Raw genomic sequence first — 15,440 nt, forward strand, 5'->3', positions numbered from 1 at the left:
TCAGGGCTGACAGTGCGGCCAGCTCTGGCTGCACCATAATGGAAATGATATAAAGCGACCCTCGGTCCGGATGACCTTGTCCCGCCACTCCGCAGGAGTATGACCATGCCGCGGCCAGAACACGGCGAAAAACCGGCCATGCTGAATGTTCCCAGTTACAGCGCCGATGTGGTGCTGCCCCGCAAGGTGCGCCCGCCGGTCACGTCCGCCCGCGTCATTGTGGTTGGCGCATCCACGGGCGGCACAGAAGCGCTCAAGGTCTTGCTGGAGCCGCTGCCGCCTGATACGCCGCCCATCCTGATTACCCAGCACATGCCTGAGAGTTTTACCCAGTCATTTGCCCAGCGGCTGGATTCCATCTGTCGCATTCGTGTCAAACAGGCAGAAGATGGGGAGCGTTTGCAAACGGGCTGCGCTTATATTGCGCCGGGGCATTCGCATTTATTGCTGGCCAGCAACGGCCCGGCCTGGGCTTGTGCTTTATCGCAGGCCCAACCAGTCAATCGCCATCGCCCTTCGGTTGATGTTTTGTTCCGTTCGGCAGCCAATCTGGGTGGCGCCAACGTGGTTGGTGTCATCCTGACCGGTATGGGGCGCGATGGCGCGGCGGGCATGCTGGAAATGCGGGAAGCCGGCGCGCTGACGCTGGCTCAGGATGAAGCCAGTTGTGTTGTATTTGGCATGCCCAAAGAGGCCATTGCCGCAGGCGGAGTCCAGGAAGTGTTGCCGCTGAAAGAGATGGCGGCGCGGATGCTCCAGCTGGCGCGTATACCCGTGCGTAGTTAGTTGGCTGGCAGTACAACAACGGAAGAACAATGGCATTACCAGTTTTGATCGTCGAAGACGATGACGCCTTGCGAGAAGCACTGGTCGATACGCTGACTCTTGGTGGCCACGATGTGGTCGAGGCGTCAGATGGTCAGGCTGCGCTCAAAGTGCTGGAGCATCAGCGCGTGGGGCTCGTGTTGTCTGATGTGCAGATGCGCCCCATGGATGGCGAAACGTTACTGGTCGAAGTGAAGCGGCGGTATCCGTGGGTGCCGGTGGTACTGATGACCGCGTACGGCGTTGTCGAAAAAGCCGTGGCGGCCTTGCATGCCGGTGCGGCCCACTACCTGCCCAAACCGTTTGAGCCAGATGCGCTGTTGCAGGAAGTCGCCCGCTATCTCCTGCCTGATGGCAGCGAGGAGCATGTCATCGCCGAAGACCCGGCCATGCGCGCCTTGCTGGATGTGGCCCGCCGCGTGGCACAGTCAGATGCGTCGGTACTGATTACGGGTGAATCAGGCACCGGTAAAGAAGTTCTGGCCCGATTCATACATCGCAACAGCCCGCGCGCCGATAAACCTTTTGTGGCGATCAACTGTGCCGCCATCCCGGAACAGCTCCTGGAGTCCACACTGTTTGGTCATGAGCGCGGAGCGTTCACAGGCGCTGCAGTACAGCATATTGGCAAGTTTGAACAAGCCGATGGCGGCACTTTGTTGCTCGACGAAATTACTGAAATGCCCCTCTCGCTGCAGGCCAAGCTGCTGCGGGTCTTGCAAGAGCGCGAGGTCGAGCGGGTAGGGGGCACCAAACCGCTCAAGGTGGATTTACGCGTTCTGGCCACCTCTAACCGTGATTTGCCCACTGCAGTGGGCAACGGCCAGTTTCGGGAAGATCTGTATTACCGGCTCAATGTGTTCCCGCTGGCGTTGCCAGCGCTGCGTGAACGGCCGGATGACGTGGTACCGCTGGCCCGGGCCATGCTTGCCCGGCATGCTTCCCGAATGAGCCGCCGTGCACCCACGCTGACCCCGGACGCAATCCGCCAACTGGCCGCGCACAGCTGGGAAGGCAATATCCGGGAACTGGATAACGTGGTGCAACGCGCGCTGATCCTGGCGCCTGGAGATGTCGTTGAGGCCGCGCATCTGTATTTGCCTCAGCGCCCAGGGGCACCGGTCAGTGCGCCTGTCCCGGCCATGGCGCAACCCATTGCAATGGCACCCGTGGCCCCGGCGCCGACAGACCTCAAAGCGCTGGAAAAACAACACATCCTGGATGCTTTGCGCGCCAGCGGTGGTGTCCGGAAACTGGCTGCGGAACGGCTGGGTATGAGCGAGCGCACCTTGCGTTACAAGCTGCAGCAGTATCGCGAAGAGGATGGCGGACTGGATGCATAGGTCTGCTGACCGGACAGCCGGCCTTGCCCGGCTGTTGCGGATATGTTTTCGCGAGCGCAAATGCAGGAATTGCTTGCTCGCAAGGCGGTCGGACCCCTACAATTCGGTGGTACTGCGTCTATTTATGTCTCATCCATTTTCAACGGCGGAAAACGGACCAACCAAGCCATGAGCGTTCAAGGCATCGATCAACTTCTGGGCGAACTGAAAGCCATGTCTGCGCAAGCAGCGGGCCAGACAGCTGCGCCCGCTGCCAGCGATACGGGCGCCGCAAATTTTGCGGACATGCTCAAGTCGTCGATCGACCAGGTTGCGCAGGTGCAAAACAGCGCTGACGCCCAGCAAACGGCTTTTCAGTCCGGAGACCCGAACACTGACCTGCAAGATGTGATGGTTTCGCTGCAAAAGGCGAGCCTCTCTTTCCAGACCATGGTGCAGGTGCGCAACAAACTGGTTAGCGCGTACCAGGAAATCATGAACCTCCAGGTCTAACGATCTGGCTGCGTAAACAGGTACTTACAAGTTTGTTATGGCGGAAGCGGACGTAGCAGTTGAGGGCGGGCGTGCACAGGGTAATGCCCTGGAGTCTGCCCGTCAGCGCTTTCTGGATCTTCCCAGTTCCCGTAAAGCCCTGTTCATGGTGGGTCTGGCGGCACTTATTGCCGTCTTGATCGGCGTGGCGTTGTGGAGCCGCGAACCCGACTACCGCATTCTCTATACCAATATCCCCGACAAAGATGGCGGCGAAATCCTCCAGTCTTTGCAGCAATTGAACGTCCCCTACAAGCTTGACCAGGGCGGCACAATCTCGGTGCCATCCAACCGCGTCTACGACGTGCGCCTGCAACTGGCCGCACGCGGTCTGCCCAAATCGGGTGACGTCGGATTCGAGTTGATGGACAACCAGAAGTTCGGCGTCTCGCAATTTACCGAGCAGGTGAACTACCAGCGTGCGGTAGAGGGCGAACTGGCGCGCTCTATCGAAACCATCCAGACCGTGGACAAGGCACGTGTGCATCTGGCGATGCCACGGCAGACGGTGTTCCTGCGTGATCAGCAAAAGCCGACTGCTTCGGTCATCCTGACCATGCACCCGGGCCGTGCGCTGGACCCAGGTCAGGTGGCGGGCATTGTGCATCTGGTGTCTTCCAGCGTGCCGGAGCTGACTGTCAACAATGTGAGCGTGGTCGATCAGGACGGCAATCTGCTGTCCAACAACAACTCGGCCAACCATGCCAACCTGGATGCGCGTCAACTGGTTTACGTGCAGCAGATTGAAAAGAGTTATGTCGATCGCATCCAGGCCATTCTGGAACCGCTTGTTGGCAAAGAGAATGTCCATGCCGAAGTGGCGGCGGCGGTCGATTTTGCCGAGACCGAACAAACCTCAGAAGTCTACAAACCCAATACGGCCTCTGATACCGCCTCTATCCGCAGCCAGCAAACGATGAGTCAGGATGGCAAGGATGGCGGGGCTGGCGCGGCTGGTGTGCCGGGGGCGTTGTCCAATCAGCCGCCGGGTGCTGCGGCTGCGCCGATCACGGTGACCAGCGCGTCGGGTCCGGCAGCGGCCGCACCGGCGGGGACGACCAACTCGCGCCGTGAGTCCACCACCAATTACGAAGTCGATAAAACTGTCCAGCATGTCAAACAGCCGGTAGGTATCGTCAAACGTGTATCGGCCGCCGTGGTCATCAACTACAAACCCTCGCGGGATAAAGATGGCAAGCTGACCTGGACGCCGTATTCGCCGCAGGAAATGACCCAGATCAACAATCTGGTGCAAGAGTCCATTGGCTACAGCAAAGACCGCGGAGATTCGATCAATGTGGTGAATGCCACGTTTGCGGGTGCGCCAGTGCCGGAAGCCGAGCAAAACTTCCAGGATCAGGCAATGTCCTTTATCAAGGCTAACCTTGCCAACCTGATCAAGCTGGCGTTGATTGCACTGGTCGTGATTTATCTCTTGCTGTTCGTGGTGCGTCCGCTTATGCGTGATCTGTCGAAATCGCGCGAAGAGCCCAAAACGGTGGAAATCGATTTTGGCGATGGCGTGGCCATGACCGACGAAGAAGCTGCCGCCCGCGAAGACGAAGAACAAGAAGCTGCAGCCAAAATTGCCGCCCAGGCCGATTTGCTTGGTCAGGCACGCGAACTGGCCAAGAACGATCCGCGGATGGTGGCAACCATCTTGCGCGAATGGATGTCGAACGAGGACGAGCCCGTAGGCAACCCCAACAAGGTGGGTTGATCGGTGAGTCAGTTAATCAAGGCCCGGGTGTAATCCGGGCCTGATCCGTTTTACCGCTTGCCGCCGCATTGCGGCCCGGCAATCTTTTTTCCTGGAGCACGGTCATGGCCGCCACGATGAACGAAGAAGGCGTACGCAAAGCCGCCATCTTGTTGATGACACTGGGCGAAGAGGCCGCAGTGGAAGTGTTTCGCTACCTTGGCCCCAAGGAAGTGCAAAAACTGGGCTTCACCATGGCTGCCATGGACAACGTCAAGCGTGAAGAAGTCGACGGCGTGCTGGGCGACTTCATGAATTCCACACAAAACCGCGCCAACCTCGGTGCGGCAGATGAGTACATCCGCTCGGTGTTGACCAAAGCGCTGGGTTCGGACAAGGCAGCAAACCTGCTGGACCGCATCTTGCAGGGCAACGACAACAACGGGATCGAGTCGCTCAAGTGGATGGACTCTGCCGCCGTCGCCGAACTGATCAAGAACGAACACCCGCAGATCATCGCGACCATTCTTGTTCATCTGGAGCCAGATCAGGCCTCCGAAGTGCTGGCCAATTTTGTTGAACGTAACCGCAATGACGTCCTGTTGCGGATTGCGACGCTCGAAGGCGTGCAGCCGGCAGCATTGAAAGAACTCAATGATGTGCTCACGCAATTGTTGTCTGGCTCTGACAAGCTCAAAAAGAGCGCGATGGGTGGCGTGCAGATGGCCGCCGACATCCTCAACTTCATGGGCGGCGTGGTCGAAGCCTCGGCCATTGCCAGCGTACGCGAATACGATCCGGAACTGGCTCAGCGCATCCAGGACAAAATGTTCACCTTCGACAACGTGCTGGATATCGACGATCGCGGTATCCAGTTGTTGTTGCGTGAAATCCAGTCCGATTCACTAGTGATTGCGCTCAAGGGCACTACGCCGCAATTGCGTGACAAGATTTTCAAGAACATGTCGCAACGGGCTGCTGAAATGCTGCGTGATGATCTGGAGGCCAAAGGCCCGGTCAAGCTTTCGGAAGTGGAATCCGAACAAAAAGAAATTCTCAAGATTGTTCGCCGCCTTGCCGACGAAGGCCAGATTGTGCTCTCCGGCAAGGGCGAAGAAGGCCTGGTCGAATAATGGAGCGGTGCTGAGCCATGGCTAATCCACCGCGCCGCGTCATTCCTCGCGAAGAACTCACCGCATGGGAGCGTTGGGAACTCGGCACTATCGACGACCCGACCCCGCCGCGCATCCGGCCGGTGCCGCAGCCGGCACCAGTCCCCACACCTGCAGCTGATGCTGCGCCTGGGCCACAGGCTGCACCGGCCGCGGAGACCGCGCCGGCTGTCGCTGATCAACCGGTGTTACCCCGTGTACCACTGCCCACCGCAGAGGAACTCGAAGCCATTCACCAGCAGGCGCATCAAGAAGGTTTTGATGCAGGGCAGGCAGAGGGTCTGGCAGCGGGTCGCGCCCAGGCTGAGGACGAAATCAACCGGCTCAAGGTCTTGCTCGACCAACTGGCCAATTACTCTGAGCGTGCCCAGGCGGAACTGGCTGAATCTGTGCTGGATCTGGCATTGATCGTAGGCAGAGAGCTGGCTCGGGTGGAAATTGCCTCTGATCGAAATCGCGTATTGCCGGTGATCCGTGAGTTGATTGACTCCATGCCAGTGGTGCGCGCACCGGCTCGTATTATTGCGCATCCGGATGACGTGGATGCGCTGGAATCACTATTGGGCGTGGAGTTGCCACGTGATGTGTGGCGCATTGTGGTGGATCCCAATCAGGAGCCCGGTGGTGCCCGCGTTGAAACGCCGACGTTGCGGGCCGATTTGTCGCTGACCTCGCGCTGGGCGACGCAATTGAAGGTGTTGCAGCGCGCCAACCGGAGTGATCTGGTCTGGAATGCGGAAGTACCGTTGACTCCAGAACCTGCCTCGCCCGTGCCTGATCAGGCCTCGACAACAGCACATGCGCCTGCACAGGCAGCGACGGTGGCCGAAGCTGCGCCGCGTCCCATCGTGCCACCCGAAATAGAAAAGGTCTCGCTGGACCTCGACGAGCCGGCCGATGACGACGAATCTGTTTGATGCCACCCGCTTGTATCTGGAAGAGTGCGCGCACGCCAGCAAGCGTATTCGCCCCTGGCTGCCCCGTGGCAAGCTGGTGCGCGTGTCTGGCCTTGTGCTGGAAGCCACTGGCCTGCGATTGCCTATTGGTGCCTCTTGTGAGGTGATGACACCGGGCAATATGGCTGTCGAAGCCGTTGTGGTCGGCTTTCAGGATGAAAAACTCTTTTTGATGCCGATCTCGGAAATCTACGGGGTTGAGCCAGGTGCCGAAGTCGTCCCGCACGAAGATGTGGCAGCATGGGTGCCCGAATACGGCAGGCCGCGGCCGCCGCAGCGGCGTGTGGAAGATCATGGCCGTCAGGTGCCCGTGGGCTGGGGCATGCTTGGCCGTGTGGTCGATGCGCTCGGACGACCGCTGGATGGTAAGGGACGGCTGGATAGCGATGACTGGATGCCGCTCTTCTCGCGCCCCTTCAACCCCATGTACCGGCAGCCAGTGCGCGATGTAATGGACGTCGGTGTGCGCGCCATCAATGCGCTGCTCACTGTGGGGCGCGGCCAGCGGCTGGGTTTGTTTGCGGGTTCTGGCGTGGGCAAATCGGTGTTGCTGGGCATGATGGCGCGTTACACCACGGCAGATGTCGTGGTCGTGGGGCTGATTGGTGAACGGGGCCGTGAGGTCAAAGATTTTATCGAGAACATTCTGGGTGAGTCGGGCCTGAAGCGTTCGATTGTTGTTGCTGCGCCAGCAGATACCTCACCATTGCTGCGTTTGTATGGTGCGGCCTACGCCACCAGCATTGCCGAGTATTTCCGTAACGAGGGCAAGAATGTTTTGCTGATCATGGACTCGCTCACCCGTTACGCCATGGCACAGCGCGAGATTGCCTTGGCAGTGGGCGAACCACCTGCTACCAAGGGGTATCCGGCGTCGGTCTTTGCGCGTTTACCACAACTGGTAGAACGCGCCGGGAACGGCAAAGAGGGCGGGGGCTCCATCACGGCGTTCTACACCGTGTTGTCGGAAGGTGATGACCAGCAAGACCCGATTGCAGATAACGCACGGGCCATTCTCGATGGTCACTTTGTCCTGTCACGCAATCTGGCCGAATCCGGCCACTACCCGGCCATCGACATCGAAGCGTCGATCAGCCGGGTGATGCACGACATCATCTCGCCGCAGGAATTTGATCTGGTGCGCCGCTTCAAGCATTTGTGGTCGCGCTACCAGCGCAGCCGCGACTTGCTCAGTGTGGGTGCCTATGTGGCTGGCAGTGATCCAACGCTGGATGACGCCATTCGCCGCTTTCCGTCCTTTGAGCGGTTCTTGCAGCAGGCGATTGAAGAGCGGGAAAGCTACGCGGGCGCGCGCACCAGGCTGGCGGAACTCTTCGGAGTGGCGCCGCCACAATAAGCGTTGTGCTTTGCTGTTTTTGCAGGGTGACGCCTTTACAGATCACAGGATTTACACGTGGCACAGTTTCGTTTTGCCCTTTTGTTGACGCTTAGCCGTGAACAACGCGAGGAAGCCGCCAGGCTCATGCAGAACGCCGCTGCCAGGACAGAAACGGCGCGGCAAAAACTGATTCAGGTTGAAGACTACCGCTCTGAATACCGGGCACGGCTGACTCAGTCCGGGCAAGGTGGCATGACCGTGACCCAATGGCGAGATTTCCAGCTCTTTCTAAGCCGGCTGGATGAAGCGGCTGCGCAGCAAAAGACGGAAGTCGAGCGTCTGCAGCGTGAGTACGACAAACTCAAAAGTGCCTGGCAAGAGTGTGAGAAAAAGGTCAAAGCCTTTGAGACGCTGGAAACCCGCCATAACCAGAGTGAGATCAAGCGCGAAGCTCGACAGGAACAAAAGCTCGTCGACGAATTCAATATGCGGCCACGCAGTGATCGTCCGATGTAATCTGTAATTTGCTCATTGCCCCGGCTGTTGCGCTATGTCCGATACACCTGATGCTGTCCTTGCAGCCCATCTGATCGAACTTGAAACCGCTTTGCATCAGCCAGGCGTACGGCAAGACCATGCGCGTGTGGCTGCCTTGTTGGCCGACGGGTTTGCCGAAATTGGTTATTCGGGCCGGATGTATGACAAAGCAACCACCGTTGCGGCGCTCGTCGCAGAAAAAGACGCACCGGCGGTGAGTGTGTATGCCGACCAGTTTGTACTCACGCTGCTCGCCCCGGGCCTTGTATTGCTTACCTACCGCTCTGCCACACTCGAAAGTGACGCGACCTTGATCCGTCATGCCCTGCGTAGTTCAGTGTGGCGTCAAACCGATGCCGGCTGGCAAATCGTGTTTCATCAGGGGACGCCTGCTGCGCCTTTTCAGGCTGATCTTCCGGCTGGCTGACGGTGTACTTTCCACGCATAACAAGGCATGGGTTCCATTGTGATTTCGGGACCACACCTGATCATCCTGGCTGGCTTGCGTGGCGCCAGCGCTGCTACAGTGAAGACGAAAATAGTCGCGTGAGATGGGCTGCAGATCCGCAGCGCGATAAATTTATTGGCAGCAGGGCGCGCGCATGATCCGTAAAATTAGCATCGATCAACTCACTACCGGGATGTACATCCACGACTTGAATCTGGCGTGGTTTGATCACCCGTTCGTACGCAACCAGTTCATGCTGGAAACGCTGGAAGACCTCGCGCAGATTCGCGCCACTGGCCTCAAAGAGTTATATATCGATGCCTCACGCGGGCGCGATGTTGCCGAAGCGCCCACGCTGGAAGAAGTGCAAGCCAGCACCGAAGCGACTTTGCTGGAAGCATTGTCAAAACCCGCAGAGCCGGAGCCGGAGCCACGTGTCGCTACGCTGCGGGACGAAGCACTACGTGCTGCCAGCATTCACAAGCAGGCCGACAAGGCTGTACGCAAAGTCATGCAGGATGTGCGTCTTGGGCGCATGGTCGAAATCGCCGAGGTCGAAGACGTCGTCGATGCCATTGCGGGCACCATCGAGCGGAACGCCAGCGCCATGCTGGGTATTCTGTGCATCAAGAACAAGAACGAATACACCTTCTTGCACTCCGTCGCGGTCGGTACGTTGATGATCGCCTTTGCCAAAAGCATGGGGCTGGATGCCGAGACCGTGCGCAGCGCCGGCGTCGCGGGGTTGCTGCATGACACGGGCAAAATGTGCGTGCCCGACGAGATACTCAATAAACCCGGGCGACTGACCGAAGACGAATTCAATGTGATGAAAAGCCATCCTCTGGAAGGGTGGGAAGTGCTCCGGCAACTGGATGACGTTGATCCCATTGCGCTGGAAGTAACGTTGCACCACCACGAGCGACTGGACGGCACGGGGTATCCGCACAAACTCAAGGGTGATCAGATTAGCCAGATCACGCGTATGGCTTCTATCGTGGATGTTTATGACGCCATCACGTCAGACCGGGTCTATCACAAGGGCCAGCCTGCAGCACAGGTACTACGCAAACTGTGGGAGTGGAGCCCCAATCACTTTGATCCACAGTTGGTACAGCATTTCATCCGGACGGTCGGGATTTATCCCGTGGGTTCCCTGGTGCGGCTTCATTCCGGCCGGTTGGCCGTGGTGATGGAAGCGAGCATGGATACGCCGTTGCTGCCGCGTTTGAAAGCGATGTTCTCTTTACGCACCAACAGCTATATCCACCCCGTTGATATTGATATGTCCTGGGAAGCCCAGCGCGGAGGCGACCGGATTGTCGGGGTGGAGTCGCCCGATCGCTACGGAATTGATATCTCACGTTTTCTGCTGGCCCGCTAATACTGATCTTTGCGCCGATTGCCAGCTAACTCGGATGGCATCTTCAGTAGCGTGTTGAATTTTCAGGCACTTGCAGCAACCACTGCGAAAGAAAACCGACACTGGCCAAGACGTGTAAGCAAAAAATGTAAGCCTGGCTTATGATCAAGACATAAATGATCGGTAATGGGGGGAGCCAGCATGTTGCGAAGTGTTCGAGGCAAGATCCTGGTGTGTTATCTGGTGGCCGCCAGCCTGGTTGCCGCAGCGGCGTTTATCGGTATTGCGGGTATGCAATCGAGCGTGCGCCGCTACGAAAACGACGTAAAACAGTTGCAGGACGCGCAGGTGCAAGTGTTGTCCATGCAAGTCACCTTCAAGATTCAAGTGCAGGAATGGAAAGACACGCTCTTGCGTGGCGCCAAACCTGAAAAGCTCGACCAATATTGGGCTGCGTTCCAGAAAGATGAAGCCTCCGTGCAGCAAACGGCCGATCACTTGCAGCAAGTGCTGCCGCCCGGACCCAGTGCTGATCTGGTCCGGCAGTTTCGCGATGCGCACCAAAAGCTGGGTGAGGGCTATCGCAAGGGGCTAGAGGCTTTCAAAGCCGCCGGTTTTCAATCTGCCGCTGGTGATGCTGCAGTCGCTGGCATTGACCGTGAACCGACGAGAATGCTGACCGAGGCCGTGGCCCGAATCAGCGATGACTCTACCCAGATCGAAGCGCAGGCCCACAACATGGCCGAACGCCAGTTCATGGTGAGCATGATTGGCATGGTGGTCGCCATTGTGGCGGGTTTGTCGGGTTTTTACTGGCTGGCAACCCGGACCGTGACGGGGCCGCTGGGCGAGGTGGCCAGCAAGGTGCAGATCATCACGCGCGAAAACGACTTCACCTCACGTGTGACTGTTAAATCTGAAGATGAAATCGGGGCACTCGGCACCGCGCTGAACTCTTGCTTGAGCCATGTGCAAAAAGCCTTGCAGCGCATGAATACGGTTTCCAACGAACTCTCCGCCAGTGCGACCGCGCTGGATGGGGCTTCGCGGCAGTTGGCCAACAGCACCGAACTGCAAAACCAGAACACCGGTAGCATCGCGGCAGCGGTAGAACAGATTGCAGTGAGCCTGGCGCATACCTCGACCGAAGCGCAAGAAGCACATGGATTATCCAAAGAGGCAGGCGACAAAAGTGGTCAGAGCGCGGAGGAATTCCAGCGTACTGAAACCAGCATTACCTCGATTGCCTCGCTGATCGAAGAAGCCGCGCGCGATGTGGATGAACTGGGGCGGGCATCCAGTGAGATTTCTGGCGTGCTGGACGTGATCAAGGGGCTGGCATCGCAAACCAACCTGCTGGCGCTCAATGCTGCCATTGAGGCGGCGCGGGCCGGTGAGCAAGGCCGCGGTTTTGCCGTGGTGGCCGATGAAGTTCGCAAACTGGCTGAGCATACATCCAATTCCACCAACCAGATCCAGACCACGATCCAGGACATTCAGCACAGCGTAGGTCGTGTGGTCACGCAAATGGAAGTGGTAGTGGGGCGTGTAGATGAATGCCGCAGTCAGGCGGCCAGTGCTGCCAGCGTGGTAAGACAACTGAGTGAGGCCAGCAGTCGTATCGAATCCGCGATGGGCGAAGTTGCATTGGCAGTTCGTGAGCAGAGTATGGCCAATGAGTCGATTTCACAGAATGTCGAACACCTGGCGCAAAGCAGCGAACATAACGGCGCAGCCACCCGTACCGCAGCAGATCAGGCAACCACGGTGAATGGTCTGGCAGGGCGATTGCGCGAAATCGTGGCTGAGTTCCGTATCTGAAGGTGCAGATCGTACGCACGTCAAAAAAGCCCGGTCAGATCAACCGGGCTTTTTGCTGGCAGCCAAATCCCCTGATCAATGATCCGCGCGGGCGCGCACGTCGGTGGTGTAAACACCTGGCGTGGCGGACAAACCCGCTTTGACGCTTTCTGTGATCTCATCGCCCAGTACTTCATCTTCATCTGCTTCCAGCGCATTCAGTGCGCGGGTCACGATGACTTCTGGCGAGGTTTTGGGCGCATCAATACCTTGGGTCAGATCGGTATCCACAAAACCCATATGCAAGCCAAGCACTTGTGTGCCTTGCTCCCGCAGCGCATGACGCAAGCCATTGGTGAGGCTCCATGCGGCGGATTTACTGGCGCTATAGCCACCCATCATCGGTGAGCTGATCCATGAGACGACCGACAACACATTGAGGATCGCGCCGCCGCCGTTTTGAGCCAGCGTGCCTGCAAATGCGCGTGCCAGACGCAATGGGCCAAAGTAATTGGTTTCCATTTGCGCGCGTGCAGATTCGATCGCGTGTTCATCCAGAAAACCATTCATCTGCGCGATCCCGGCGTTGTTGATCAGGACCGTCACGTCTTTCAGTTCAGCCGCCAGCGCCGCGACGTCGGCATCGCTGGTCACGTCGAGCTTGACTGGAATCACGCCCGGTAAAGTGATGCTGGCTGGATTGCGGGCACCGGCGTAGACCTTGCGGGCACCACGGGCCAGGGCTTCTTTGGCAAAGGCCAGACCCAGACCACGGTTGGCGCCAGTGACGAGTACGACTGCGTTTTCGAGTTTCATGATGTTTCTCCTGCAGGTTGTGATGATGCAAAAAATATGATGATCATAATATTTCGAGATGAAGAAAATCCGGCAATGCCGGGTCATGCAAAAAGAGAAGATCGAGGTCAGTGAGTCGGGTCTGACGCTTGCGTTGCAGGTCGATCATATTGCGCCCGCAATGCCGCACGGGCACTGGCCAGGATGGCTTTACCGCCATCGTTGTCGCCCAGTGTACGGGCCAGTTGCAGGGTGCCGACCAGCGCTCCCGTCAGCAGTGACGCCTGAGCAGCAAGCTCCTCCGGCATGACTTTACCTACGCCGGAAATCAAGGCGCTGACACGCTCACGGGCCACGTCACGCACCACATCAGACTGACGTGGCATTTCCGACCCCAGCGCCGCCACCGGGCAACCGCATTCGGCATCTGCCAGATGGCTATCGGACAAATAGGACTCAATCAGCGCGGCCAGCGGGCTCAGACCTTGCTGACGGCCTTGCGCCAGTCCCTCGCTGATATTGGCGATGCTCTGACGGGAGGCTTCTTGCATGGCTTCGACCAGCAGGGCATCGCGCGAGGCAAAGTGCGCATAGAAACCGCCGTGAGTCAGGCCCGCTTCTTTCATGATGTCAGCCACGCCCACGCCGTTATACCCGGCGCGTCGGATTGCTCGCGCAGCGACATCCACAATGCGCTGATGGCTCTGTTCCTTGCGATTGGGTTTGGGTTCCATGGCGGTCGCCTGATTCTTAATATGATGATCGTCATATTTATGCAAACACCTTGTTCGTGTCAATCTGGCAAGTGATGAACGGTGGCCAGAAAACAAAACGGCCACGCATGCCGCGTGGCCGTTCCAATCGGAGTGGTATCCGCTTAATACAACGGCGTGCCAGCCTTGTAGGCCGCCTTGAAGGCTTGCCAGTCCAGATTGACTTGATCGGCGTAGCTAAATGCAAAGGCTGATATTTCGCTTTGCAGGCCGCTCTGGCTGGTGACAGCGTTCAGGATTTCGGTCTCGATCTGATACGGCACTACCGTGCTGTCGTAGTCCTGATCGGCCAGCGCGTGCGCCGAGGCCAGTGCCTGACCCACATACGTCATGGCGGTGTTGAATTTGCTGCTGCTCGAGAGATCCGTGTAATCAAAGTCTTCTGCAAACGGAGACTTTTCATGCACATAGAAGGGAATGCCATTGATCGTGGTGTAGCCCACCAGCACATCGGCATTCAACACCAGTGCCTTGGCGGTGCGTGCTACGCGATCGCCTTCATTATTGGCGTAGTCGCCCGTGCTCAACTGTGCCGGGGCGGCAATGGCCACATCGCTCAGAGCGGATTGCTTCAGTTCCAGGATGACGTCATCGGATGTCGAAGTAGACGCACCCTCGATCAGCACGTAATAACGATAGCGGCCCAGACTGCCAGTCCCCGAGCCCAGCTTCTGCCGGATGTCCTTCACGCTGTAAAAGCTGGCGGCGTATTGCTTGGATGACGAAATGGTCTGCACGTAACTGGCCACAGCGGCCGTGATAGCGGAGTACGTGCTGCTGTTCACGGTTACGAGTTGAGAGGTCGTCTGGAACACGCGCTTGCTGTTGCTGGTGGTCGTGTACTTGGACAGCAAGTCAGAGCGCTTGTCGCCCGCCGAGTCAGAGATCACATCTTTGATCACGCTGCTGGTATTGCTGGTGGTCAGCTGAAATGTCTTCTCGGCGGTCGTGCCGTTGAACTTGCCCAGTTGTGCCAGGTAAGCGCTCACAAACGTATTGATGGCTGTGGTGATGTCCTTGTCGGCCAGGCCATTTTCCCGGCCGGCCAGCACCATGCTGACGGCGGCGCGGCGTACATCCCACACATATTGGCCGAGATAGCCCTGGTCATAATCATTCACACCGAAAACAGCCTTGCCGCTGCTGTCCTGCCAGGCGCCGAAATTGGCCAGATGGGCATCACCGCCCAGCCAGGTAAAAGCCGTCGACGCGCTGGTATAGGCCGAGGCGGGCAGGGTGGTCATGTCGTGATAGAAAATGTCTGCGGTACCACGGTAGAAATAGAACGCGCTGCTGTTCATGGTCGACATCTTGGTCGCCAGATCAGCGCTGTCTGTCGCTGCATAGGGGTGGTTGTAGTTGTAGATGTCGTCGACCACCCAGCTGGCGCGGGATGTGGCGGCGAACGTCGTGGCGGAGGCGAGGGACAGCAACAGCGCAAGGCAAGACAAGCGTTTTGACATCGGAGTGCTCCAGGTAATGCACCTCTGGCGGGTGCGAATGGCGGCGTATTACGCCTGGCCACTGTGACGCGCCGAAGACATGCACCGGGGCTGTATCGTTTTGCATACAAATATTGCCTGGGCAAATAATGGGCTTGCAGAGTGTCGTTCTTCCTGACAGGCAACCATTCGTCTCTTTCTTGCTGAGGTCGGGTGTCAGAATTTTGTATGCAAGTAGACCAAAACACGCCGAGCTTTGGCGGCCATGCAAACAAATACAGGGCCTGGGCTTTGGCATGTAGCCATCAACTACGTAAGCCGGAACTGGATATCGGTTAAACACTGACGATACTGGAAGGCAATCTGACGATCGGTGACTGGCATCTTGATCAAAACGGCAGATAATGAGCCCATGTC

At 58.0% G+C, this 15,440-nt stretch carries 14 protein-coding genes; 11 read left to right on the plus strand and 3 right to left on the minus strand.

The genetic code is table 11. The features are described from left to right. The first annotated feature begins 105 nt into the window (after positions 1 to 105). The 11 genes from IEX44_RS10165 (at position 106) to IEX44_RS10215 (ending at position 12,034) form a co-directional block, all read left to right on the plus strand. Entirely contained in the window at positions 106 to 786 is a 681-nt protein-coding gene (locus tag IEX44_RS10165; protein ID WP_308423797.1) for a chemotaxis protein CheB, read from the plus strand. A gap of 29 nt (positions 787 to 815) precedes the next feature. Continuing rightward, the gene (locus IEX44_RS10170; protein WP_188692793.1) at positions 816 to 2,168 is read left to right on the plus strand and encodes a sigma-54-dependent transcriptional regulator; all 1,353 of its coding nucleotides are present in this window, start codon (positions 816 to 818) and stop codon (positions 2,166 to 2,168) included. Positions 2,169 to 2,336: 168 nt separating this feature from the next. Then, on the plus strand, positions 2,337 to 2,660 hold the full coding sequence (fliE, locus tag IEX44_RS10175) for a flagellar hook-basal body complex protein FliE (RefSeq protein WP_188692796.1): 324 nt from the start codon (positions 2,337 to 2,339) through the stop codon (positions 2,658 to 2,660). Positions 2,661 to 2,697: 37 nt separating this feature from the next. Then, entirely contained in the window at positions 2,698 to 4,419 is a 1,722-nt protein-coding gene (gene fliF / locus IEX44_RS10180) for a flagellar basal-body MS-ring/collar protein FliF (protein ID WP_188692798.1), read from the plus strand. 116 nt (positions 4,420 to 4,535) lie between these two features. Next, complete coding sequence (gene fliG, locus IEX44_RS10185) at positions 4,536 to 5,531, plus strand: flagellar motor switch protein FliG (RefSeq protein WP_188693958.1); 996 nt, start codon at positions 4,536 to 4,538, stop codon at positions 5,529 to 5,531. Between the two features lie 17 nt (positions 5,532 to 5,548). Continuing rightward, positions 5,549 to 6,487, plus strand: coding sequence for a flagellar assembly protein FliH (locus tag IEX44_RS10190; RefSeq protein WP_188692801.1), 939 nt, complete (start codon positions 5,549 to 5,551; stop codon positions 6,485 to 6,487). Next, a complete protein-coding gene (gene fliI / locus IEX44_RS10195) occupies positions 6,468 to 7,883 on the plus strand; it encodes a flagellar protein export ATPase FliI (RefSeq protein ID WP_188692804.1) in 1,416 nt (471 codons plus the stop codon). Before IEX44_RS10190 ends, fliI begins: the two co-directional genes overlap by 20 nt. A gap of 57 nt (positions 7,884 to 7,940) precedes the next feature. Beyond that, positions 7,941 to 8,381, plus strand: a complete 441-nt coding sequence (gene fliJ / locus IEX44_RS10200) for a flagellar export protein FliJ (RefSeq protein WP_188692807.1) — start codon at positions 7,941 to 7,943, stop codon at positions 8,379 to 8,381. Positions 8,382 to 8,415: 34 nt separating this feature from the next. Continuing rightward, positions 8,416 to 8,829 carry a nuclear transport factor 2 family protein gene (locus IEX44_RS10205; RefSeq protein ID WP_188692810.1) on the plus strand — a complete coding sequence of 138 codons (414 nt, stop codon included), beginning with the start codon at positions 8,416 to 8,418 and terminating at the stop codon, positions 8,827 to 8,829. A gap of 175 nt (positions 8,830 to 9,004) precedes the next feature. After that, positions 9,005 to 10,234 (plus strand): HD-GYP domain-containing protein, encoded by a 1,230-nt coding sequence (locus IEX44_RS10210; RefSeq protein WP_188692813.1) that lies wholly within the window; start codon positions 9,005 to 9,007, stop codon positions 10,232 to 10,234. A gap of 180 nt (positions 10,235 to 10,414) precedes the next feature. Continuing rightward, positions 10,415 to 12,034 (plus strand): methyl-accepting chemotaxis protein, encoded by a 1,620-nt coding sequence (locus IEX44_RS10215; RefSeq protein ID WP_188692815.1) that lies wholly within the window; start codon positions 10,415 to 10,417, stop codon positions 12,032 to 12,034. Positions 12,035 to 12,109: 75 nt separating this feature from the next. Here IEX44_RS10215 and IEX44_RS10220 read toward each other — a convergent pair whose 3' ends face one another. The 3 genes from IEX44_RS10220 to IEX44_RS10230 form a co-directional block, all read right to left on the minus strand. Further along, positions 12,110 to 12,829: an SDR family oxidoreductase gene (locus IEX44_RS10220; RefSeq protein WP_188692819.1), complete on the minus strand. Its 720-nt coding sequence runs from the start codon at positions 12,827 to 12,829 to the stop codon at positions 12,110 to 12,112. A 107-nt stretch (positions 12,830 to 12,936) separates the two neighbouring features. After that, entirely contained in the window at positions 12,937 to 13,542 is a 606-nt protein-coding gene (locus IEX44_RS10225; protein WP_188692821.1) for a TetR/AcrR family transcriptional regulator, read from the minus strand. A gap of 143 nt (positions 13,543 to 13,685) precedes the next feature. Continuing rightward, positions 13,686 to 15,044: a DUF2252 domain-containing protein gene (locus IEX44_RS10230; protein ID WP_188692824.1), complete on the minus strand. Its 1,359-nt coding sequence runs from the start codon at positions 15,042 to 15,044 to the stop codon at positions 13,686 to 13,688. Positions 15,045 to 15,440: the final 396 nt, after the last annotated feature.

Source organism: Silvimonas amylolytica (assembly GCF_014645555.1).
GTDB classification, from domain to species: Bacteria; Pseudomonadota; Gammaproteobacteria; order Burkholderiales; family Chitinibacteraceae; genus Silvimonas; species Silvimonas amylolytica.

What these genes read in the sequence shown, in the direction of transcription:
- IEX44_RS10210 (WP_188692813.1), top strand. Translation starts at nt 9,005, where the DNA reads ATGATCCGTAAAATTAGCATCGATCAACTCACTACCGGGATGTACATC.
- IEX44_RS10205 (WP_188692810.1), top strand. Translation starts at nt 8,416, where the DNA reads ATGTCCGATACACCTGATGCTGTCCTTGCAGCCCATCTGATCGAACTT.
- IEX44_RS10225 (WP_188692821.1), bottom strand. Translation starts at nt 13,542, where the DNA reads ATGGAACCCAAACCCAATCGCAAGGAACAGAGCCATCAGCGCATTGTG.
- fliG (WP_188693958.1), top strand. Translation starts at nt 4,536, where the DNA reads ATGAACGAAGAAGGCGTACGCAAAGCCGCCATCTTGTTGATGACACTG.
- fliI (WP_188692804.1), top strand. Translation starts at nt 6,468, where the DNA reads ATGACGACGAATCTGTTTGATGCCACCCGCTTGTATCTGGAAGAGTGC.
- IEX44_RS10190 (WP_188692801.1), top strand. Translation starts at nt 5,549, where the DNA reads ATGGCTAATCCACCGCGCCGCGTCATTCCTCGCGAAGAACTCACCGCA.
- fliE (WP_188692796.1), top strand. Translation starts at nt 2,337, where the DNA reads ATGAGCGTTCAAGGCATCGATCAACTTCTGGGCGAACTGAAAGCCATG.
- IEX44_RS10170 (WP_188692793.1), top strand. Translation starts at nt 816, where the DNA reads ATGGCATTACCAGTTTTGATCGTCGAAGACGATGACGCCTTGCGAGAA.
- fliF (WP_188692798.1), top strand. Translation starts at nt 2,698, where the DNA reads ATGGCGGAAGCGGACGTAGCAGTTGAGGGCGGGCGTGCACAGGGTAAT.
- IEX44_RS10165 (WP_308423797.1), top strand. Translation starts at nt 106, where the DNA reads ATGCCGCGGCCAGAACACGGCGAAAAACCGGCCATGCTGAATGTTCCC.
- IEX44_RS10220 (WP_188692819.1), bottom strand. Translation starts at nt 12,829, where the DNA reads ATGAAACTCGAAAACGCAGTCGTACTCGTCACTGGCGCCAACCGTGGT.
- IEX44_RS10230 (WP_188692824.1), bottom strand. Translation starts at nt 15,044, where the DNA reads ATGTCAAAACGCTTGTCTTGCCTTGCGCTGTTGCTGTCCCTCGCCTCC.
- IEX44_RS10215 (WP_188692815.1), top strand. Translation starts at nt 10,415, where the DNA reads ATGTTGCGAAGTGTTCGAGGCAAGATCCTGGTGTGTTATCTGGTGGCC.